Source organism: Pseudomonas sp. NPDC089996 (assembly GCF_044748405.1).
In the GTDB taxonomy this organism is placed as follows: Bacteria; Pseudomonadota; Gammaproteobacteria; order Pseudomonadales; family Pseudomonadaceae; genus Aquipseudomonas.
On sequence record NZ_JBIVGA010000005.1, the window covers coordinates 122,790 to 143,930 of the forward strand.

Here is a 21,141-nt window from a genome sequence, read left to right on the forward strand (position 1 = left end):
TTGATATTGTCAATGGGGCTGATCGGAAAACAATTAAGTGGAGCTTGAAAGCCGGCATAACGCGTTGATTTACAAACGATCAACTTCGAACGCTGCTTTCACATTCAGTAACAATTTAAGATGCAGGTACGCGCCTTGGCAAGCAGCATTTTGACAGTATTGCAGCGTAAATAATGGCGCCAATCTTACTCGCACGGAGCGGCACCCAGTATTGCTTTTTCTATATATCAACTTCGTGTCACTCCATCGATCGTTGCGCTATTCCATTACCACCGCTTTCGCTTGCACTTGCTGCCTGATGTCCCCTTTCGACCAAGGGACCTCGACATGCCAAGCCAGACTACCGTTTCGCCCCATGAAGAACTGATCGCGAGCCAACTTCCCAGCTGGGCCCGCCATGCAACCCCACAGCACTGGCAAGCTTTGCACAACAGCCAGCGCCTGGACGCATTCGACCAGGCCTGGTACGAAAACGCCGCGCCCGACCTGCGGGAAGCCGTGCAGGCCAGCCACATGCGCCTGCTGCGCTCACAAGCCACACTGGCACGGGCGCTCAAGGGGCTGAAGCAGATCAGCGAGTTTGCCGAACCGATACTGCAGGCTCGCCTGGCAGAGCTCGGCTTCACGGCAACACTGCGCGGCAGCGAACTGCTGCGGGTCGAGCGAGACTGGAGCTGGACTGCGCTCCGTTACCTCTACAACCACCGTCGAGACAACCTGCTGCAGGCCGCATTGCAAAACTTTGCCGATGACGAGACGTTCACCCACGAAAGCGCCATCGCCCTCAGCGGTGCCATCCATGTGACACCCATCACGGTGCAGGCTACTGCTATGACGGGCGCGCAGACGCCCACCGCGCATTTTTTGCTGAACTCGGAACAGTACCAGGTCGAGCGTCTTGAGCTCACGCCCGAAACATTCGCGCAAACCTGCCGGGCACTCGACCTCGGGGCTGCCTACCAGTCCCATCTGCAGCAATATTTCGCTGCGCCACAAGTGCGTGCACAGGCCATGACAGTACAAAAGGACCGTTTGCGTCTGGCGGCGGACTTGGGCTACCTGCGCCATGAGCTGAGTGGCAAGGCATACGACCAGGTAGACCAACTCCTGCAGAACGGCGCGGTGCCATGTTGGCAACTGGCACTGTTCGGCATCCTGCTGCACGAAGTGATGGTGATCGATGGCGGCAACGCCGGTTGGCTGCTCTACCTGCCTGGCAATACCCCTGCCCTGCACAGCTGCGCTAATCCCGGCGACATTGGTCAGTTGCTGGCGACACTGCTGCGCGAGCCAGAGAACCGTCAGCGCTTTCAGGCCTATCTGAGCCGAAATGACCAGCCACGCTTCTTCGACTTGCTGCAACAGAACCTGGACAACGCCAGCCCGGCCGACCTTCACCCAAAGCTCCATGCCATCGACGGCGAACCCTTTGGTGTCTATCAGGACCTGTACCTGGCGCGCCTGAAAAGTGAGGCCGAACAGCTCGCGGTGCCCACTGCCGTGGCCGATGAACAGGCTCGCGCCAAACGCCTCGAAGCGTGGGAAAGCCTTGGCCTGAACGTACTCAACGTGGCAGGTTTTTTCATCCCGGCGGTCGGCACCCTGATGCTGGCCGTCACCGCCTGCCAATTGCTGGGTGAAGTCTACGAAGGCTATGAAGCCTGGCTCGAAGGCGACCGCCACCTGGCCTTGCAGCAGCTCGAAGCGGTCGGCCTTGACCTGGCCCTGATTGGCGGCCTGGCAACGGCAGGCCACCTCGTGCCGAAGCTGTTCAACAGTCCCTTGCTGGAGAATCTGCAGGAAGTTCGTAGCAACGACGGCCACTACCGTCTATGGCAACCAGACCTGAAACCCTACCGCAGCCGCCGGTCGCTGCCGGAAGGGGTGCAAGCCAATGCGCAAGGCCAATACCTGCATGACGGCAGCCATTTCATACGTATGGAGGGTCAACTCTACGAACAACGTTTCGACCCAGACATCCAGCAATGGCGGATCGTCCATCCCGATGCGCCAGACGCTTACCAACCGCCGTTGGAACATAATGGTCAGGGTGCATGGCGCGCCGAGCATGAACAGCCACAGCAGTGGCCATTCGCAGTGTTGGCAAAACGCCTGGGCGAACCCTACGCGGCCTATACCCCGGAGCAACTGGAGCTGGCCGGGCGCATCTGCGGCGTCGATGCCACCCGCTTGCGCCAGGTGCACCTCGAAGGCCAGCCAGCGCCTGCAATGCTGCTCGGCACCTTGGAACGCATGGCAACGGGCGTACCCGCCAGCTCGCTCCAGGGCGAAGCCGCAAGTCATCGCGAATGGCCGCTGGTTCGCGCGCTGGAACAACTGATGGTGCCCCTGCAAGCGACAACCGACAGCGAACGGCTGTTGTTCAGCTACCTCGATGACATGCCTGAATGGCCTGCGGACCTGCGCCTTGAGTTGCGCGCTGGCAGCCCGCAAGGTCCGCTGCTTGACAGCACCGGAACCGGCCTGGCCAGCCGGGTCTGCCGCGTGGTCAAAACAATGGGAGGTTATGAGGCTGACCTCGGCGAGCGACCTGCCCCGGCGACCCAGGATCAGGACCTGTGCCGAGCAATCGAACAAGCACTGCCAAGTGCCTGGCGGCAGGCGCTGGATATTTCGAGCTCGGATGGCAACACCTTGCGCCACCGCCTGCTGGCCTGGACCGAACCTCGTCGCAGCGAGCTGCTCCGACGCCTCTGGACAGGGGACATGCGCCCGCGGATCAAACTCGGTGGTTTGAAGGGCGGGGTTGAAACCACACGCATCAGCCCTTATCGGCGGGAACCCTTGGCACTTCGCTATCGCCGTTTATATCCCTCTGCCACTGACGACGACCTCCGTCGGGCTGAGCAGGAGTGGCGACGGCAGTTGCGCTCCCCGACACAAGCCATGCGCGACCTTGAGCAGCGCCTGCAGACCTTGCGTCACGACCTGAATGAATGGGCGCGCCCCGACCCGCAATTCCCGCATCGGCGCCAGGAAGCCATAGGCCCCATCATCAATGCCTGGCGACGCATCTCCAGGCTGCCCCTAGGCCTGAATGCCGAGGTTCACAGCCTGGAGCTCCCTGGTCTTGACCTGACGAACGACGACTTGGCCAGCCTGGCCTTGCCGGACGATTTCAGCCACATCGAACATGTGTCGCTGCAAAACAATCGCAACCTGAGCCAGTTGCCAGCCAAGTTCTACGAACGCTTTCCCGGGCTCAAGCGTCTTTACCTGACCGGCTGCCGCTTCAGTCGCCTGCCTCGCCTGGCAAATCCCCAGGAACTGGGCTGGCTGGACATCGACAACAACCGCATCACCTGGGATGACGACGCCCAGCAGATGCTCGATCAATTTACCAACCTGGGCGTGTTGGACGTGGGGGGCAATCCTTTGCTGCAAGCTCCCGACCTGAGCCGGATACCGCACCTGGTCACGCTGTTCATGGATAACTGCTCATTGACCGAATTGCCGCGAGGGCTGGATGGCATCATCAACACACCCGTGACGATCGACCTGGCCGGCAATCAGTTGCAACGGCTACCGGCCGGCTTTCACGTGCCGCAAACGATCGCCCGGGCAATGCGCCTTGAGAGCCCATGGCTGAGCCCGAACATGCTCGATGAAGTCGAAGCCTACAACTCGGCGCATCAGGTAGATCTGCTGGTGAACGACAGCGACTATGACGACTTCTTCCACGGCACCGGCTCCGCTGAAGCGGCGATCTGGAGCCGACTGCCGCTGCAGTATCGAAGAGACTTGAGGGTGCTGCTCGATGATGAGCCTTTCACATCACACCCGCGTCAAGCGCACGCAGAATTCTGGCGCCGCCTGACTGAGATCGATCATGACCGGCAGTTACGCCAGCACGCTTTGGGGCGCCCGGCTTACGAGCTTTTCCAGATCGCACTGTAAATCCGCTGTCACTACCGCGGCACCCGCGCCCTGAGCGGGTTGCGCGCCACCCACCCCTGCAACTCGGCGGCCGGCATCGGCCGCCCCAGCAAGTAGCCCTGCCCCTGGTCACAGCCGGCATTGCGCAGGAAGTCATACTGCTGCTGGGTCTCGATTCCTTCGGCCGTGATGCGATAGCCCAGCGCATGCCCCAGGTCGATGATCGCCCGAGCAATGGCCACCGCATCGTCGTCATCGGGCAAGTCTTTGATGAATGCGCGGTCGATCTTCAGGTGATCGATGGGCAAGGCACGCAGGTAGGCCAGCGACGAGTAGCCGGTGCCGAAGTCGTCCACCGCCGTGGCCACGCCCATGGCCTGCAGCTGGGCCAAGGCCGCGCAGGCTTGTTGTTGGCTCTCCATCAGCAGGCTCTCGGTGATTTCCACTTCCAGCAGGTTAGGGGCCAGTCCATGCCGTTCCAGCGCTATCGCGAGGCTCGAGACATAGTCACTGCGCTCGATCTGCAGCGCCGCCACGTTGACCGCCAGTGGCCCCGGCAGGCAGTCGGCAGCGCGCCAGGCAGCCAGTTGCGCACAGGCCAGGTCGAGCACGCGTTCGCCCAAGGGAATGATCAAGCCACTGCGTTCGGCAAGCGGGATGAACTCGCCAGGCGGTATCAGCCCGTGTTCCGGGTCACGCCAGCGCAGCAGTGCCTCGACCCCTTCCAGCTGGCCGCTGAACAGGTCGACTTTGGGCTGGTACCACAACTCGAACTCGTTATCCTGCAGTGCCCGGCGCAAGTTGCGTTCCAGCTCCAGGCGCTGATGCAGCCGCGCCGTCATGTCCGGGTGATAAGGGCGCCAGGCGTTGCGGCCACCTTCCTTGGCCGCGTACATGGCAGTGTCGGCATGGCGCAACAGGCTGCCCACATCTTCACCATGCTGCGGGCACCAGGCCAAGCCGATGCTGCCCGTCACCAGCGCAGCATTGCCATTGAGGTCGAACGGCCGCTGCAGGCAGCGCAGCAGTTGGCGAAGCTGATGGCTGACCTGGCCCTGGGTGCCCTGGAGCATGAACACGAATTCATCGCCGCCAAGCCGGCATACCCGGTCACTGCTGTCGAGTTCCTGCAAAAAGCGCGCGGTCGCCTGCTGCAGCAGCAGATCGCCCATGGCGTGGCCGAGGCTGTCGTTGACCTGTTTGAAACCGTCGATATCCAGCAGCAGCACCGCCAGGCCATGGCCTGCGGCAGTGGCCTCGGCCAACTGCCGCTGGAACAGCACACGGTTGGGCAAGCCCGTGATGGTGTCGTAATGCGCCAGACGCTCCAGTTGGGCCTGCGAGCGCTGCAACTCGCGGTTACGTTGCTGCAACTGACGCTGCTTGCGGTTGATCTGCGCAATGAAAAGGCTGAGCAGGCCGCTGCAGGTCAGGGCGAACCAGAACAGCGGCGAGTGGAACAGGCTCGCACCCAGCGGGCTTTGCTGGCGTTGTATGTCCACGTGGCCAAGCAGCATGGACACCCCGACACCGGCCAGGGAAACGCCCACTGGCAACAGGCGACAAAGGGCGCGACGCAGCGTGCCGGTAGTCGGTTTTTCGTCGTGGGTCATCGGGGAGTTGGACGGGGTCATAAGCCTGCAGGTGTGCGCGATTGCCCCTGTATCGGCGCGGAGCGCGCAATATTGAGCCAGACTGGTGTTTTTCTTGCCGAGGGTGCATGCTCGAAGCTGAAGCGTTTCACCCGCCCAGTCACGTGAGGTGCAGTACCCATGGATCATCTGCTCGATTCGCTGTTTCCCAGCGCCGGCGACATTCCCGAAAATTGGCGCCTGGGAGCACCGCTGGAACAACGCGACTACCTGGTGAACGGTGAGCTCAGGCGCTGGGACGGGCCGCTGGCCACGGTGCGCAGTCCAGTCTGGCTGAAAGAAGCGGACGGCGAGCATCAGGTCGAGCTCGGCAGCGCGCCATTGCTTGACGCCGACACTGCCCTCACGGCCCTGGACGCGGCGGTCAATGCCTACGACAAGGGCCGCGGCGCCTGGCCGAACATGCGCGTGGCCGAACGTATCCAGCATGTGGAAACCTTCCTGGCACGCATGCGTGAACAGCGCACTGCCGTGGTCAAGCTGCTGATGTGGGAGATCGGCAAGAACCTCAAGGACTCGGAAAAGGAATTCGACCGCACCTGCGACTACATCGTCGACACCATCAACGCCCTCAAGGACCTCGACCGCCGCTCCAGCCGCTTCGAACTCGAACAAGGTACCCTCGGCCAGATCCGCCGTGCGCCGCTGGGCGTGGCACTGTGCATGGGCCCGTACAACTATCCGCTCAACGAGACCTTCACCACGCTGATTCCGGCGTTGATCATGGGTAACACCGTGGTGTTCAAGCCCGCCAAGTTCGGCGTGTTGCTGATCCGCCCGCTGCTCGAGGCGTTCCGCGACAGCTTCCCGCCGGGGGTGATCAACGTCATCTACGGCCGTGGCCGGGAAACGGTCAGCGCGCTGATGGCCAGCGGCAAGGTCGATGTGTTCGCCTTCATCGGCACCCACAAGGCGGCCAGCGACCTGAAAAAACTGCACCCGCGCCCGCACCGGCTACGTGCGGCCCTGGGCCTGGACGCGAAGAACCCCGGCATCGTCCTGCCCCAGGTGGACCTGGACAACGCCGTGGAAGAGGCCGTTACCGGTGCGCTGTCGTTCAATGGCCAACGCTGCACGGCGCTGAAGATCCTGTTCGTGCACGAGGACGTGGTCGAACCGTTCCTCGACAAGTTCCAGCGCAAGCTCGCTGCCCTCAAGCCAGGTATGCCCTGGGAGCCGGGTGTCGCGCTGACGCCGCTGCCGGAGCAGGGCAAGGTCGATTACCTCGACCAGCTGGTGGCCGATGCCACGGCCAAAGGCGCACGGGTGCTCAACCAAGGCGGCGGGCAGAGCCGCGGCTCGTTCTTCTACCCCGCCCTGCTCTACCCGGTGAATCGCGACATGCGCGTGTACCACGAGGAACAGTTCGGCCCGGTGGTGCCGGTGGTGCCTTACCGCGACCTGCAGACCGTGATCGACTATGTGCTCGACTCCGATTACGGCCAGCAGCTGAGCCTGTTCGGCAACGATCCGGCGACGATTGGCAGCCTGGTCGACATTTTTGCCAACCAGGTCGGCCGCATCAACCTCAACGCCCAGTGCCAGCGCGGGCCCGACACTTACCCGTTCAACGGCCGCAAGAACAGCGCCGAAGGCACGCTGTCGGTGCACGATGCCTTGCGTGTGTTCTCTATCCGCACCCTGGTCGCCACCCGCTTCCAGGAAGCCAACAAGGAACTGATCAGTGAGATCATCCGCAACCGCCAGTCGAGTTTCCTGACCACTGACTACATCTTCTGACGGCCGCGCTTATAGAGAATCGATCTAGCGACACGGTCGATTTTCCCTCTGCGCAAACGACTCTAAGCATCAGGGCGCCGATCGGTGCCCCATGCAAAGGAGAGTTCGACATGGCAGCAAAACCCATCCCCGACGGCCAGCACAGCATCACCCCGTACCTGGCCATCAGCGACGCCGCCAAGGCCATCGAGTTCTACAAGAAGGCCTTTGGCGCCACAGAAATGTTCCGCCTTGAAGGCCCCGATGGCCGCGTCGGCCACGCAGAACTGCGCATCGGCGACTCCTCGCTGATGCTCGCCGACCCGTGCGACATGGAAGGCGGCCTGACCGCCAGCCAGAAACTCGCGGGCGCTGCGGTGGGCCTGCATTTGTACGTCGAGGACTGCGACAAGGTCTATGCCCAGGCCATTGCGGCGGGCGCAACTCAACTGCACGAGGTCAAGGACCAGTTCTACGGCGACCGCAGCGGCTCGCTGAAGGACCCGTTCGGCAATATGTGGTTCGTTTCCACCCACAAGGAGGACCTCAGCCCCGAAGAGATTCGCGCCCGGGCGGCGAAGATGTTCGGTGGCAGCTGAGCGACGAGTTGAAAGCGCGGCGCGTTTGCTTGAAGCTTGAGGCTCGTAGCTAGGAGCTGCCCCATGCGAATCATCGACAAAACCGCCGCGCAGGTGCGCAGCCTGACCCCCGCCGAAGAGGACCTGCTGATCGGTTTCGCCACCGCCAACCTCGCCGGGCCTCGCCTGCTACAGGCCAACCAGCTGCTGATGAAGGTGCGTAGCGCCAACCAGTGGCTGGCCTGCGATTGCCGCAAGGATGCCTTGCCGGTGCTCAATGTCACCCTCAATGGCAGCACTGGCACGCTCTTCCTGAAGAACAACCCAGGTACTGCCGAACATGCGCCCGGCTGTCCGTTCACCAAGGACGAGCGTGAAGCCAGCGAGCGTGAAGACGAGCCGGCTGTACCTGTCGCCTGGCTCGCACCTGACACGCCGCTGCGCCTTATCGGCGATTACCGCAAGGCCGGTGACGACAATGGCGCGCTGGGCGAAGGCAGTGAGCGTCGCGAACAGCAGCGGTTACTGTCGCTGCTGCTGACCTGGGTCGAGATCAGCGGACTTAACCTTTACGCCACGCACCTGAAGAAAGACCTCACCGAGCAATTCGCCGAGCTGCGCAGTGTCGCCAGCCGCTACCCGCTGCTCGAACGGGTGCCGGCCAGCAACTACCTTGAAACCCGTTTGGACATGAAGCACATGATGATGCTCAAGTCCCGCCTGCGCGAAGCCACGGTGTTCGGCAACCACCGCCGTCATGGGCTGTTGCTGGACTGCGTCGACCAGATCAAGGGGCGCAAGCTGTTCAACAACCGCAGCGAAGACGGCTTCGATTTCCAGGGTCACCACCTGTACTGGGGTGGCAGTCGGGCGTCGGGCCCACTGCTGGCACTGGCGCTGTACTCGCCCACCACGGCGGGCAGCCACTTCTACGAACTGATCCACGTGGCCAGCGTGCCGGTGCTGTCGCGCGCGCACCTGTTCCCGGTGTACCGCGACGAAGAGCGCGAGCCGCTCAGGGCACTGGTGTCGCTGATCGACTGGATGGCCAGCAAAGGCGTGAAGGTGCAGATGCGCCGGCCGGTGATCGGAGGCCAGGTAATGGATGAGCTGGTGCTGACCTCGGATCAGGATCGGGTGCTGTCGGTGTCGCTGCTGGAGCAACCGATCGGGCCGGAGCCCGATGCTGAGAACTTCAAGCGTTATGCCGATTTCAAGAGCCTGGAGACGTTCCGCAAGTATGTGGCCGGGTTCTTCATGCGTGAGCGCTGAAGACCCCGTCGTCAGCACCTCAGGCAGTGGGCAACTTAACCAAGGAACAACCGGTAAGCCGGATTATCGGTCTCGTCCCAGTAGCGGTAACCCATCTCGTCCAGCGCCAGCGGCAAGCTGGCCTGTTCGTCGGCCGGTATCTCCAGCGCCGCGAACACCCGCGCTTCTGCCGCGCCATGGTTGCGGTAATGGAACAAGCTGATGTTCCAGCGCTTGCCGAGCCGTTCGAGAAAGCCCAGCAGTGCCCCTGGCCGCTCGGGGAATTCAAAGCGCAGCACCCGCTCGTCGGCCCCCGGCGCGGCATGCCCACCCACGGTATGGCGCACATGCAGCTTGGCCAGTTCGTTGTCGGTGAGGTCGAGAACGTTGTAGCCCTGACCACGCAGGCTGGCCAGCAGCTGTTCGCGCGGGTCGTGCACGGGGTGGGTCTGCACACCGACGAACAGGCGCGCCTCCTTGCCGGGGTAGTAGCGGTAGTTGAACTCGGTGATCTGCCGCTTGCCCAGGGCCTGGCAGAAGGCCCGGAAGCTGCCGGGCTGTTCGGGGATGGTCACGGCGATGATCGCCTCGCGCTGCTCGCCCAGCTCGGCACGCTCGGCCACATGGCGCAGGCGGTCGAAGTTGACGTTGGCACCGGAGTCGATGGCCACCAGGGTCTGCCCCTGCACGCCTTCACGGGCCACGTACTTCTTGATCCCGGCCACGGCCAGGGCACCGGAGGGTTCGGTGATCGAGCGGGTATCGTCGTAGATGTCCTTGATCGCGGCGCAGAGCTCATCGCTGCTGACCGTCACCACCTCATCGACAAAATGCCGGCACAGTTCGAAGCAATGCGCCCCGATCTGCGCCACCGCCACACCATCGGCGAAAGTACCGACCTGCGGCAGGATCACCCGCTCGCCCGCTGCCATGGCCGCCTGCAGGCAGTTGGAGTCTTCCGGCTCGACACCGATCACCTTGACCTCGGGGCGCAGGTATTTCACATAGGCGGCAATGCCCGCCACCAGCCCGCCACCGCCAACCGGCACGAAGATCGCATCCAGCGCACCGGGTTGCTGACGCAGGATTTCCATGCCCACGGTGCCTTGGCCGGCGATCACGTCCGGGTCGTCGAACGGCGGCACGAAGGTTGCCCCGTCGCTGTCGGCCAATTTCAGCGCGTGGGCCAGGGCATGGGGAAAGCTCTCGCCGTGCAGTACCACGTGGCCACCCCGTGAGCGCACCCCTTCCACTTTGAGTGACGGTGTGGTGGTGGGCATGACGATGGTCGCCTTCATGCCCAGGTGCGCCGCCGCCAGGGCCACGCCCTGGGCATGGTTGCCTGCGGAGGCTGTGATCACGCCGCGTTCGCGCTGGGCGTGGGTCAAGCGCGAGAGCCGGGTATAGGCACCGCGGATCTTGAACGAGAAGGTCGGCTGCAAGTCTTCGCGCTTGAGCAACACTTGGTTGCCGAGGCTGGCAGACAGTGCGGGGGCGGCTTGCAAGGGTGTCTCGATGGCCAGGTCGTACACCGGCGCGGACAGAATGCGGCGCACCTGTTCAGACAGCAGTTGCTGCGCGGTGGACGGGGTACGAGGGCTGACGTTGAGGCTGGACATCGATTGCAACTCCTTGGCTTTTTTCACGTTGCCCAGGAGTCAGAGAGAAAAAACCCGCCTCCAGGGCGGGTTCGGTGCACGTACGCGCTAGCCCGCCAAGCTGATAATGGCGGTAATAATAATGGCGTTCACGTGCGGGAAGGTTTTCATGGGGTAGGACGATATCCCGCCGGGCTTGGCCAAGTCAACACTTTGCTTGTTGCGCCGACAGCGGCACGTCGAAGACCTTGTCGAAACCCCACTGGAACACGAAGGCATAGACGAAGAAGAACACGAACAAGGCCAGGTTGGTAATCAGCGCCGCCCACAGGCTGACATCCAGCCAGTACGCCACCAGCGGCAGCAGGATCAGCACCAGCCCGCCCTCGAAGCCCAGCGCATGCAGCACCCGGCGCAGCACGGTGCGCTCGCGTTTGCGCTGGCGCGCCTCCCAGCGCTCGAAGGCCCAGTTGTAGGCCATGTTCCAGCTCATGGCGATGCCCGACATCAGCACCGACAGCACCGTGGACTGGGCCATGCCGGCGGCGAACGCCAGTTCCAGCGCCGGCGCCACGCAGGCCACGGCGATGGCTTCGTAGAGAATGGCCTGGACGACCTTGCGTGCCTTGCCTTGCATGTTCAGCTCCTAAAAGAATCGGTCTACAAAACTACAAGATGAAGGCCTGAATAAAAAGGATGTTCTGGCAGGCGCTGAACCTGTCACGCCGAACGCTCATCAGCCATTGGACAATCCCGCATGCGCCTGCTTGTATCTATCACTTGCGAGCGATGACCTGTCTTACCCCTTCGTCCAGGGAATCGTACGAGGAACAAGACGATGGCTAACACCGTCATGATGGTATTCGGCACCCGCCCAGAGGCGATCAAGATGGCCCCACTGGCCAGGGTCCTGCGCGAGTGGCCGGACATCGACCTGCACATCTGCTCCACCGGCCAGCACCGCGAGATGCTCGGGCAAGTGCTCACTGCCTTTGGCCTGAGTGTCGACCAGGACCTCAAGGTCATGACCCAGAACCAGACCCTCAACGGCCTGGCCCGGGACCTGCTGGACAAGATCGACAAGGCCTACGAACAGGTCAAACCGGATATCGTGCTGGTCCACGGTGATACCACAACCAGCTTCATCGCCGCCCTCGCCGCCTTCCACCGGCATATCCCCATCGGCCATGTCGAAGCCGGGCTGCGCACCGGCAACCTGCAGCAACCCTGGCCCGAAGAAGCCAACCGGCGCCTGACCGGGGTGATCGCCGACCTGCATTTCGCCCCCACCACCAAGTCCCGCGACAATCTGCTGCGCGAAGGTGTGCCGCTGGAGCATATCGAGGTCACCGGCAATACCGTCATCGACGCCTTGCTGTGGATGCGTGAATACCTCACCGAAACCGCCTGGCATCCCGCCGCCGATTCCCCGCTGCACCGCTTGCGCGATGGCCAGCGCATGGTGCTGATCACCGGCCACCGTCGGGAAAACTTCGGTGCCGGTTTTGAACGTATCTGCCTGGCACTGGCCGAACTGGCCCTGCGCTACCCCGATGTACAGTTCGTCTACCCCGTACACCTCAACCCGCAAGTGCAGAGAGCCGTCTACGGCCTGCTGTCCGGGCGCGACAACATCCACCTGGTAGCACCACAGGACTATCAGCATTTCGTCTGGCTGATGAACCGCGCGCATATCATCCTTACCGACTCCGGTGGCGTACAGGAAGAAGCACCAGCGCTGGGCAAACCAGTGCTGGTGCTGCGCAAGGTCACCGAGCGCCCGTCGGTGCTCGAAGGCGGCACGGTCAAGCTGGTCGGCACCCAGGCCGAGCGTATCGTCAAGGAAACCAGCCAGTTGCTGGACGACGAAGCGGCCTACACACGCATGGCGCGGGTCTTCACTCCGTTCGGCGACGGCCACGCCAGCGAAATCATCGCCGTTCGCCTGAGCCGCTGGTTCGAGGAAACTGCCAAGCCGCGAGATGACGCATGAGCCTGGCGTTCATCGACTTCCTCACCTATGTGCTGTTCGGCCTCAAGATCCTCGCGATCATCCTCGCCTCGCTGATGTTCCTGCTCGGCCTCGACGACCTGTTCATCGACCTGTGCTACTGGAGCCGCGAGCTGATCCGCCGTTTTCGCATCTACGACAAGCACGAAAAGGCCGATGAGAAACGCCTGTTCGAGGTGCCTGAAAAACCCCTGGCGATCATGGTTCCAGCCTGGAACGAGGTGGGCGTGGTGGGCGAAATGGCGCGCCTGGCGGCCTCGACCATCGACTACGAGAACTACCAGATCTTCGTCGGCACCTACCCCAACGATCCGCAGACCCAGGCCGACGTCGACGCCGTGTGCCTGCACTACCCCAACGTGCACAAGGTGGTCTGCGCGCGGCCCGGCCCCACCAGCAAGGCCGACTGCCTGAACAACATCATCGACGCCATCCTGCGCTTCCAGGACGATGCCCGCATCACCTTCGCCGGGTTCATCCTGCATGACGCCGAAGATGTGATCTCGCCCATGGAACTGCGCCTGTTCAACTACCTGTTGCCGAACAAGGACATGATCCAGATCCCGGTGTACCCCTACGCGCCGGAATGGAAGGGCTTCACGGCCGGGCACTATGTCGACGAGTTCGCCGAGAACCATGGCAAGGACGTAATCGTGCGCGAAGCGCTGACTGGCCAGGTGCCCAGCGCCGGCGTCGGCACCTGCTTCAGCCGCCGCGCCATCAGCGCGCTGCTTGAAGACGGCGATGGCATCGCCTTCGACGTGCAGAGCCTGACCGAAGACTACGACATCGGCTTTCGCCTGAAGCAGAAGGGCATGAAGTGCATCTTCGCCCGCTATTCAATCACCGACCCGGCGCTGGCCCTCAAGCACGAGTGGCGGCCAGGCATGAGCCGCGAGTTCGCCCAGGTGATCTGCGTGCGCGAGCACTTCCCGCGCGACTGGCAGCACGCCATCCGGCAGAAGTCGCGGTGGATCGTCGGCATCGTCTTCCAAGGCACCAGCAACCTCGGCTGGAGCCGCACCGGCGCGCTCAATTACTTCCTCTGGCGTGACCGCCGGGGACTGTTCGCCTACCTGCTGAGCTTCCTGGTCAACCTGTTGCTGCTGGTGCTGCTGGCGATGTGGCTGGTGACCGTGATCGCCCCGGACTCCTGGCGTTTCATGTCGATCCTCAGCGACAGCCAGTTGCTCACCACCCTGCTCTGGCTCAATGGTCTAATGCTGGTCAACCGCCTGTTCCAGCGCGGCTGGTTCGTGACCCGCTACTACGGCATCTTCGAAGGCCTGCTGTCGGCACCGCGGATGATGTGGAGCAACTTCGTCAACTTCTTCGCCAACCTGCGTGCTCTGCGCCAGGTCATGGAGATGGGGGATTCGCGGCGGGTGGCGTGGGACAAGACCACCCACGAATTCCCTGCGCTCGCCTCGCCTGCGCGCACGCCGCTGGGCCATCGCCTGGTGGAAAAAGGCTACATCACGGAAGAACAGCTGGAGCAGGCGATCACCAGCCCGGTGCGCCGGCGCCTGGGCCGCGAACTGCTGCTGCGGGGCTGGCTGAACAGCGAGCAGCTTGTACAGACCTTGGCTGAACAGCTTGACCTGCCCTGGGCACCGCTCAACCCGTTCAAGCTCGACCCGCAACTGATCGCCAAGCTGCCACGCCGGCTGGCCACGCACTATGGCGTGCTGCCGGTCGCCGAAGACGGCGACACCCTGGTGCTGGCCAGTGAGAGCCCGGTCAGCCAGGTATCGCTGGGGGTGATCAGCCGCCAGCTGAAACGCCCGGTCAGTTGCCGGCTGGCGCCCCAGGGCCGGGTCACGCTGGGCCTGCGCCATCACTACCCGAGCCCCTGGCAGAACGCCGAAACCCACGCCATGCTCGCCGTGCTGGAGCGGCATCAGGATGATGCCGACCTGCTCGAACGGGTCAGTCAGCACCAGGTCATGCTCGGCGCGCTGCTGCAAGTACGTGGCATGGTCCCGGTCACCCTGTTCAACCAGGCGCTGATCGACTTCGACCCCGAGCAGCAGAGCCTCGGCGAGCACCTGATCGCCCGCGGCATCATCACCGAGGAGGTTCTGCAACAAGCCCTCGCCGAACAGGCCAGCGAACAGCAGGCTGCCTTTGACCTGACCCGGGAGGTGGCATGAAGCAGAGTCTGTGCTTCACCCTTTCCGGCCTGTTGCTGTGCTCCACCGCGCTGACTGCCCAAGCCGCGCCGATGACCGACTTCCAGCGTTTCACCAGCTACCCGTTCATGGAGCGCAGCTACCGCGAAGCGAAGAAGGACAACTGGACCGAAGTCGAACGCCTGACCCGCCATGTACTCAACCGCGTGCCGAACAATGACGAGGCCCGCTCACTGCTGGTCGAGGCCCTGGCTCACCAGCGCCGCTACAAGGACGCCGAAGCCATGGCCGAGCCGCTGGGCAATGGCCCCGAATACGCCAACGCCCTGCAGGCGCTGCGCCTGACCTGGATCGAGCAGGATCCGCCCCCGGCCAGTCAAGTGGAAAGCTGGCTGGCCAGCGCCGATGGCACCCAACGGGTCCGCCTGTGGCAGGCCTACAGCCTGAGCCTGGCCAAGTTCGGCGGTGCCGGCAGAGCCCTGGACTGGCTCAACCAGCTGCCGCCACAGGGCGATGGCCAGGTGCTGCGCCTGGCCCGGGCCAACTTCGCCGAGCAACTGCGTAACTGGAAGGAAACCATCGACCAACTGCAACCTCTGGCCGACCAAGGACAACTGCCCCCCGAAGGCTGGCAGCGACTGGCCAACGCCTATGTCCAGCAAGTCGATGAAAAGGGCCTGGAAAAACTGCTGCAAAGTGCCCCTTCCCCCGAAGTCGCCAACCGGACGCGCCTGGCCATGGCCAATCGCGCCATTGCCGTCGGTCACAACCAACTGGCGCAGCGCTGGTTGGAAAAATTGCCCACCGAGCAGTTGCAGCAACCTGAGCAACGCCAGCAGTTGTGGGAGCTGGCCCGTGAAGGTGATGACGCGCCACTGGTATGGCGCCTGAGCAACGAGCTGCAGCGCCCTTGCCTGGAGACTGTCGACTGGTTGTCACGCCGTGACCCGGACGTTGCCCGCGAACAGTTCAAGGACTGCCCAGCCAGCGCGGACCCGCACGCTTATGCGGTACTCAAGCAACGCCTGTATGGCGACCCGGTGCCGCCGCCACAACCACGTACAGCCGGCGAATGGGAAAAACGCTACCGCCAGAGCGGTGATCTGGCTGCGCTTGAGCAAACAACCTACCTGCTGCTGCAACAAGGCCAGAGCGAGCACGCCCGCGCCTTACTGGAGCAGGCCTATGACCGTCGCCAAGGGCGCCTGACACCGTCGCTGCTGCAGCGCCTGGGCAATATCTACGCGCGTAATGATGGGCCGCTGAACAGCCAGCCCATGCTCGGCCTGATCCCCCGGGTCGACGCCAACACCCGCGCCCAGTTGCTCGGCCGCCTGGCGGAAAACGGCCAGTGCGACGCCGTGCGCCGGGCCATCCCGGCAAACCCGACCGAAGCCGGCCACTTCCGCGCCCTGGGCCGTTGCGCCATGCCCGATCAACCCGGTGAAGCGGTGGTCTACTACCAGGCCGCCGAACGGCTGGGTGACGGTGATAACCGTCTGCCCCTGGCCTATGCCCTGGAAGCGGCTGGCGATTCCGAAGCGGCCCTGCCGATCTGGCGCAACCTGCCGGCCAGTGCCTGGACCGACAACGCCCGCCTGACCGCCGCGCGCGGGGCTTTGAACGCCGGCGATGCCGACGCCGCCCGCCGCTACTGGGACGCCGCCGCACACCACAGTGCCGATGACTGGGCCCTGGGTGCCGCCATCGCCCAGCGCCAGGGCGACCTGCCAGCGGCACTGGATTTGCAGCGCCAGGCCCTGGCACACAACCCGCGCGCCGACCACTACTACGCGGCCTCGAGCACTGCCCAACTGGCCGGCGACAGCGCGCAGAGTACCGCCTGGCTGGCCGAGGCCGTGCGCCTCGCGCCCAACCAGCCGCGCTACCGTGCCGACTACGGCATGCGCCTGGCCGGCTCGCAAGACGCGGCTCAGCGCCGTCAGTCGATCCCTTATCTGGAGCGCGCCACCCACGATTTTCCCGAGGACTATCGCCTGGGTGAAACCCTCGCGGTGCGCTACGACGAAGCCGAGAACAGTGCCGCCGCACGCCGCGAGCTGCGCCGGGTGATCGACGTGGAAGAGAACCTGGTGGATGGCGACGACGAATACGGTAGCCTCGAAGCCCGCATATACCGCCAGCGCCGCGCCCACGAAAGCCTGTCACGGCGCGACACCATCACCCTGGCCAGCACCTGGTCGCCCGCCGGCACCTCGACCAACGACAAGTTCCTCGACAATGGTCAGCGCAGCGGCACCTCACGGCGCGCGCAATCGCAGAACGTGCAGTTGGCCATGTGGGACCACGCCCTGGGCGAGGAACCCAGCCGCAACGGCAGCACCCTGTCGGTCTATGGCCGGGTGCTGTTCGGCGGCCAGAGCCGCACCGATTATGCGCAAAGCATGGGCACCGGCGTCGGCCTGCGCTTCAAGCCGCTCGGCCAGGCCAACCTCAACCTGTATGCCGAGCTGTACCACCAGCGGCAGATCGACGACGATCACTACAGCGGCCTGAGCCTTGGCGAACTGCTCAGCCCGGCCAAGGTCGGCGGCAACTGGGGCGACTTGCGCCACCACGCCGAATCGAGCAACGACCTGCTGCTGCGCGCCACCGCGTCGTTCCTCGACCAGGGCGACTGGCGCAACGACTGGCGGGTCGACGAAGACGACTGGAAGGAGCGCTTCCTCTACCTCGACGCCGCCTGGTGGACCCGCGCTGGCGACCACGCCTGGCTGTCGCGCTACCAGCAGGGCCATGCCTGGAAGCTGCCCGGCAACTCGCCGCAGACCCTCATGCCTTACGGCTTCTTCGAATTCTCCAGCCAGGACCCGAGCAACGACTGGCGCCAGGACGCCCGCGCCGGGGTCGGCGTGCGCTGGCAGTGGTGGTTCGACGACGACCGCTACAACGCCTACCGCGGCTCGCTGAAAGTGCGCGCCGAGTACCAGCAGTCGCTGGGTGGCAACCTCTACAAGAGCGCCAATGGGGTGCTGGTTGGCGCGGAGATGACCTTCTGATGCGTACGCTCCTGGCAATCTGCATGCTCGCCCTGTGCCTGCCGGCCATGGCCGATCAACGCCTGTTCTATCAGCCGCTCAACCGTGATGCCAACGTGACCCCGGCACAGTGGCAGCAACTGTGGCGCGCCACCAAGGCTCAGGGGGGCAAGACCTTGATCGTTCAGTGGAGCGCCTACGGCGACAGTGATTTCGGCGGTGCCCGGGGCTGGCTGGCCAACAGCCTGCGCGAGGCCCACGCCCAAGGCCTGGAGCTGGTGCTGGGGCTGTACCTGGACCCGGCCTACTACCAGCGCATCGAGGAGCTCGATGGTGATGGCCTGAACCATTACTGGAAGTCGCAACTGGGTCGTTCGCTGGGCCAGTACCAGCGGCTGCGCCAGGACTGGCAGTTGCCCGTGACTGGCTGGTACCTGCCCATGGAGCTGGACGATCTGCATTTTCGCGATGGCAGTCGCCGCGAGGCGCTGTACAGCCAGTTGCAGGCGTTCAACCGGCGGCTGGACAAGCCGCTGCACATCAGTGCATTCAGCGCCGGCAAGCTGGCGCCGCGGGTCAATGGCGCCTGGCTGGATCAACTGGCCGGGTTGGGCTTGACTGTGTGGTGGCAGGACGGCGCAGGGACCGGGCGGTTGCCGCCACTGGTGCGCAAGGGCTATGAGCAGGCGCTGCCGTGCCGGGTGGGCGTGGTGCGCGAGGCGTTTCGCCAGGTGAGTGCAGCGGGGCAGGCGTTTCGGGCTGAGCCTGCAGAGCCGAGGCTGAATGCGGGGTGCCATGCTGAAGCGGTGTTTGCACTGCGCTATCGGCCATGGGCCCGGGGTGTCTTGCCACAGAATTGAGTCGGCCTGTACCGGCCTCTTCGCGGGCGCGCCCGCGAAGAGGCCGGTACTGGTCATGCATTCCGCCCAGGAGCCCCGATGTTCAAGACCATCGAAGAGCATGTGCGCAAGCAGGTCGCCCCCGCCGCCCTGCGCGCCGAGTTCCGCCAGCACGAATTCGAATCCATGCGCCCGTTCTGCATGCTGGTGTTCTGCGTCAGCACCCTTATCTGGCTGATCTTCGATCTGATCGTCAGCTTCATCGGTGGCCAAGGCTTCACCTGGCTGTCGTGCCTGTTCATCGCCCTGCTCGGCTGCCTCACCGTGGTGCTGCACTTCACCCGCCGCAGTCACCATTTCGACGTACTCAACCTGCTGTTCGTCGCCGTCATCACCTTGGGCATGCGCCTGGTGATCGAGGGCATCCCGGTCAACCTGCGCCCCGTATGGCTGGTGCTCGGTGTATCGACCGTGCTGTATGCCGTGTCGGTGCTGCCGGTGCGGCGCTGGTCGTTCTTCTGCGCCATGGCCATCACCTGGGTCATGCTCAACCCGTTCTACCACACCCGTATCGACGCCGATCAACTCGAAGGCGCCATGCTCATCAGCTATGCGGCGTTCCTCAGCGGCCTGGTGATCTACAGCTACCTGCAGATGCGCCAGGCAAAGCTGCATAACTTCTACTTGTCCAAGGTGCTGCTGGACCAAGCCTATGTCGACGCCCTGACCGACATCCCTAACCGCCGCTCGTTCATGGCCAAGGCCGAACGCATGCTGCGCCAATCGGCATCCGGGCAATACCTGGCGATGGTCGACATCGACAACTTCAAGCAGGTCAACGACCGCTACGGGCATGACATCGGCGATGAAGTGCTCAAGCGCGTGGCGATGCATATCAAGGCGGGTGTGGCCGACCAGGCGTTCGCCCGCCTGGGTGGCGAGGAGTTCGCGATCTTCTTCGATGGCTTGGACCTGCAAGCGGCGCAGCAGCGGGTGGCTGCACTGTGCCAGCGTGTGCGCGAGGACCTTGGTGTGCCGCCGGTGACCATTAGTATCGGCCTGGCCCGGGTCCTCGGCGAGGACAGCCTGAGCATGGCCCTGGTGCGCGCCGACCAGGCGCTGTACGAGGCCAAGCACGCTGGCAAGGATCGCTTCGTGCTCTGGACTAGCCCGCTGGCAAGCGAATCCTGAACTGCGCCCCACCCAAGGCCGACTGCGCCACGGTCAGGGTCCCGCCCTGCCCTTCGATCGCCCGGCGGCTGATCGCCAGGCCCAGGCCGAAGCCGCCGGTATTGCGGTCGCGGCTGCGGTCCAGGCGGTAGAACGGCTGGAAGATGCGCTCACGCTCCTCGGCCGGAATACCGATGCCGTCATCCTCCACGGTCAACAGGCAGGCGCCGTCGGCCTCCAGGCGCAGCCTGAGCAACAGGCATTCATCGCAGTAGCGCATGGCGTTGCGCACCAGGTTCTGCACCGCACGGGCGGTCAGGCGAGGGTCCAGCACGAAGCGTGGCAGGTTGTCCTCGGCCTGCACCTCCCACTGGATACCGCGGGTATCGAGCTCTTCGGCAAAGCCGCCGAGCACACTGTCGACCAGCTCCAGCAACGACACTTCGACCCGCTCGCGGGCCTGATCGGCGTTGTACAGGCGGCTGTACGACAGCAGTTCGAGCACCAGTTCATCCAGCTCACGTACATGCCCGACCAGCTCCAGCAGGCGCTTGCGGCTGGTCGCTGGCACTTCGTCGAACAGCAGCACCAGGCCGAAATCCAGGCGGGTCAGCGGTGTGCGCAATTCATGGGATACCGCGTTGAGCAGCTCGCGCTGCTGATTGACATGGCGTTCCAGGTCGCCGGCCATGGTATCGAACACCCCTGCCAGCTCGCCGATGTTGGAGTGCGGCGAGATCTGCGTGCGCTCGGCCATGCGCCCTTGGCCCAGGCGCCGGGCGGTTTCCTTCAGGCGCTCAAGGTCGCGCCAGTGCGGCCATACCCACAGCAGCAGGCAGCCCAGCATGGCCGCGCCGATCAGCACGGTCACGCCCCAGGACAGGACGTTGATGTCCAGCGGGTCTGGCGGTGAATGCAGGCTCACCAGCCAGTCCTTGTCCAATGGCGCCAGTACCGTTTCGTAATAGCCCCAGTCACCGATGCGCACGGCGTACAGGCCGTGCTCCAGGCGCGCCTGTTCCTGCGGGCTCAAGCCGGCCTTTTCGCTGCGCAGCAGTCTCACCTGCAGTGGCGCGAAGACCTTCGCCAGGTCCTGCTCGACCGCCGGCCACTGTTCGCGTGGCGCCTGGTGGAACTGGCGGACGATCAGCGACTGCACGCCCTTGGCCTGGTCCAGGTTGTAGGCCATGAAGCGGTCGTGGAACAGGCCGACGATGGTGTCCGGGATCAACAGCAGCGCCCCGGCGTAGGCGACGATGATCACCAGATACAGGCGCACCAGGATTTTCAGCATG

The 21,141-nt window shown here is 64.0% G+C and carries 13 protein-coding genes; 9 read left to right on the forward strand and 4 right to left on the reverse strand.

Features of this window, described 5'->3' with window-relative positions; translation table 11 throughout:
* The first annotated feature begins 327 nt into the window (after positions 1–327).
* Positions 328–3,918, forward strand: coding sequence for a dermonecrotic toxin domain-containing protein (locus ACIPW4_RS10685; RefSeq protein ID WP_400657455.1), 3,591 nt, complete (start codon positions 328–330; stop codon positions 3,916–3,918).
* Between the two features lie 11 nt (positions 3,919–3,929).
* Here ACIPW4_RS10685 and ACIPW4_RS10690 read toward each other — a convergent pair whose 3' ends face one another.
* Positions 3,930–5,531 carry a putative bifunctional diguanylate cyclase/phosphodiesterase gene (locus ACIPW4_RS10690; RefSeq protein WP_400657457.1) on the reverse strand — a complete coding sequence of 534 codons (1,602 nt, stop codon included), beginning with the start codon at positions 5,529–5,531 and terminating at the stop codon, positions 3,930–3,932.
* Positions 5,532–5,669: 138 nt separating this feature from the next.
* Here ACIPW4_RS10690 and ACIPW4_RS10695 point away from each other — a divergent pair, with 138 nt between their 5' ends.
* The 3 genes from ACIPW4_RS10695 to ACIPW4_RS10705 all read left to right on the forward strand — a co-directional run bounded on the left by ACIPW4_RS10695 (position 5,670) and on the right by ACIPW4_RS10705 (position 9,118).
* Complete coding sequence (locus tag ACIPW4_RS10695; RefSeq protein WP_400657458.1) at positions 5,670–7,289, forward strand: NADP-dependent glyceraldehyde-3-phosphate dehydrogenase; 1,620 nt, start codon at positions 5,670–5,672, stop codon at positions 7,287–7,289.
* 110 nt (positions 7,290–7,399) lie between these two features.
* Complete coding sequence (locus tag ACIPW4_RS10700; RefSeq protein ID WP_400657460.1) at positions 7,400–7,867, forward strand: VOC family protein; 468 nt, start codon at positions 7,400–7,402, stop codon at positions 7,865–7,867.
* A gap of 63 nt (positions 7,868–7,930) precedes the next feature.
* The gene (locus tag ACIPW4_RS10705; RefSeq protein ID WP_400657462.1) at positions 7,931–9,118 is read left to right on the forward strand and encodes a hypothetical protein; all 1,188 of its coding nucleotides are present in this window, start codon (positions 7,931–7,933) and stop codon (positions 9,116–9,118) included.
* Positions 9,119–9,153: 35 nt separating this feature from the next.
* Here ACIPW4_RS10705 and ilvA read toward each other — a convergent pair whose 3' ends face one another.
* Positions 9,154–10,716, reverse strand: coding sequence for a threonine ammonia-lyase, biosynthetic (ilvA, locus tag ACIPW4_RS10710; protein WP_400657465.1), 1,563 nt, complete (start codon positions 10,714–10,716; stop codon positions 9,154–9,156).
* A gap of 184 nt (positions 10,717–10,900) precedes the next feature.
* On the reverse strand, positions 10,901–11,332 hold the full coding sequence (locus tag ACIPW4_RS10715; RefSeq protein ID WP_400657467.1) for a PACE efflux transporter: 432 nt from the start codon (positions 11,330–11,332) through the stop codon (positions 10,901–10,903).
* Between the two features lie 201 nt (positions 11,333–11,533).
* On the opposite strand from ACIPW4_RS10715, the gene wecB reads away from it, so the two are divergent.
* The 5 genes from wecB to ACIPW4_RS10740 all read left to right on the forward strand — a co-directional run bounded on the left by wecB (position 11,534) and on the right by ACIPW4_RS10740 (position 19,867).
* A complete protein-coding gene (wecB, locus tag ACIPW4_RS10720) occupies positions 11,534–12,688 on the forward strand; it encodes a non-hydrolyzing UDP-N-acetylglucosamine 2-epimerase (protein ID WP_400657469.1) in 1,155 nt (384 codons plus the stop codon).
* Positions 12,685–14,859: a cyclic di-3',5'-guanylate-activated glycosyltransferase NrfB gene (gene nrfB / locus ACIPW4_RS10725; RefSeq protein WP_400657471.1), complete on the forward strand. Its 2,175-nt coding sequence runs from the start codon at positions 12,685–12,687 to the stop codon at positions 14,857–14,859. The genes wecB and nrfB overlap by 4 nt, the downstream gene beginning before the upstream one ends.
* Entirely contained in the window at positions 14,856–17,858 is a 3,003-nt protein-coding gene (locus ACIPW4_RS10730) for a phage receptor (protein WP_400657473.1), read from the forward strand. Before nrfB ends, ACIPW4_RS10730 begins: the two co-directional genes overlap by 4 nt.
* Positions 17,858–18,697, forward strand: a complete 840-nt coding sequence (locus ACIPW4_RS10735; RefSeq protein WP_400657476.1) for a DUF4434 family protein — start codon at positions 17,858–17,860, stop codon at positions 18,695–18,697. The genes ACIPW4_RS10730 and ACIPW4_RS10735 overlap by 1 nt, the downstream gene beginning before the upstream one ends.
* Before the next feature lie 78 nt (positions 18,698–18,775).
* On the forward strand, positions 18,776–19,867 hold the full coding sequence (locus tag ACIPW4_RS10740; protein WP_400657478.1) for a GGDEF domain-containing protein: 1,092 nt from the start codon (positions 18,776–18,778) through the stop codon (positions 19,865–19,867).
* Here the strand turns inward: ACIPW4_RS10740 and ACIPW4_RS10745 are convergent.
* A complete protein-coding gene (locus ACIPW4_RS10745) occupies positions 19,842–21,140 on the reverse strand; it encodes an ATP-binding protein (protein ID WP_400657480.1) in 1,299 nt (432 codons plus the stop codon). The genes ACIPW4_RS10740 and ACIPW4_RS10745 overlap by 26 nt on opposite strands.
* Position 21,141 lies beyond the last annotated feature (1 nt).

Bases quoted from the DNA above. Each gene is read 5' to 3' on its own strand.
- ACIPW4_RS10685 (WP_400657455.1), top strand. From the start codon at position 328: ATGCCAAGCCAGACTACCGTTTCGCCCCATGAAGAACTGATCGCGAGC.
- ACIPW4_RS10690 (WP_400657457.1), bottom strand. From the start codon at position 5,531: ATGACCCCGTCCAACTCCCCGATGACCCACGACGAAAAACCGACTACC.
- ACIPW4_RS10695 (WP_400657458.1), top strand. From the start codon at position 5,670: ATGGATCATCTGCTCGATTCGCTGTTTCCCAGCGCCGGCGACATTCCC.
- ACIPW4_RS10700 (WP_400657460.1), top strand. From the start codon at position 7,400: ATGGCAGCAAAACCCATCCCCGACGGCCAGCACAGCATCACCCCGTAC.
- ACIPW4_RS10705 (WP_400657462.1), top strand. From the start codon at position 7,931: ATGCGAATCATCGACAAAACCGCCGCGCAGGTGCGCAGCCTGACCCCC.
- ilvA (WP_400657465.1), bottom strand. From the start codon at position 10,716: ATGTCCAGCCTCAACGTCAGCCCTCGTACCCCGTCCACCGCGCAGCAA.
- ACIPW4_RS10715 (WP_400657467.1), bottom strand. From the start codon at position 11,332: ATGCAAGGCAAGGCACGCAAGGTCGTCCAGGCCATTCTCTACGAAGCC.
- wecB (WP_400657469.1), top strand. From the start codon at position 11,534: ATGGCTAACACCGTCATGATGGTATTCGGCACCCGCCCAGAGGCGATC.
- nrfB (WP_400657471.1), top strand. From the start codon at position 12,685: ATGAGCCTGGCGTTCATCGACTTCCTCACCTATGTGCTGTTCGGCCTC.
- ACIPW4_RS10730 (WP_400657473.1), top strand. From the start codon at position 14,856: ATGAAGCAGAGTCTGTGCTTCACCCTTTCCGGCCTGTTGCTGTGCTCC.
- ACIPW4_RS10735 (WP_400657476.1), top strand. From the start codon at position 17,858: ATGCGTACGCTCCTGGCAATCTGCATGCTCGCCCTGTGCCTGCCGGCC.
- ACIPW4_RS10740 (WP_400657478.1), top strand. From the start codon at position 18,776: ATGTTCAAGACCATCGAAGAGCATGTGCGCAAGCAGGTCGCCCCCGCC.
- ACIPW4_RS10745 (WP_400657480.1), bottom strand. From the start codon at position 21,140: ATGCTGAAAATCCTGGTGCGCCTGTATCTGGTGATCATCGTCGCCTAC.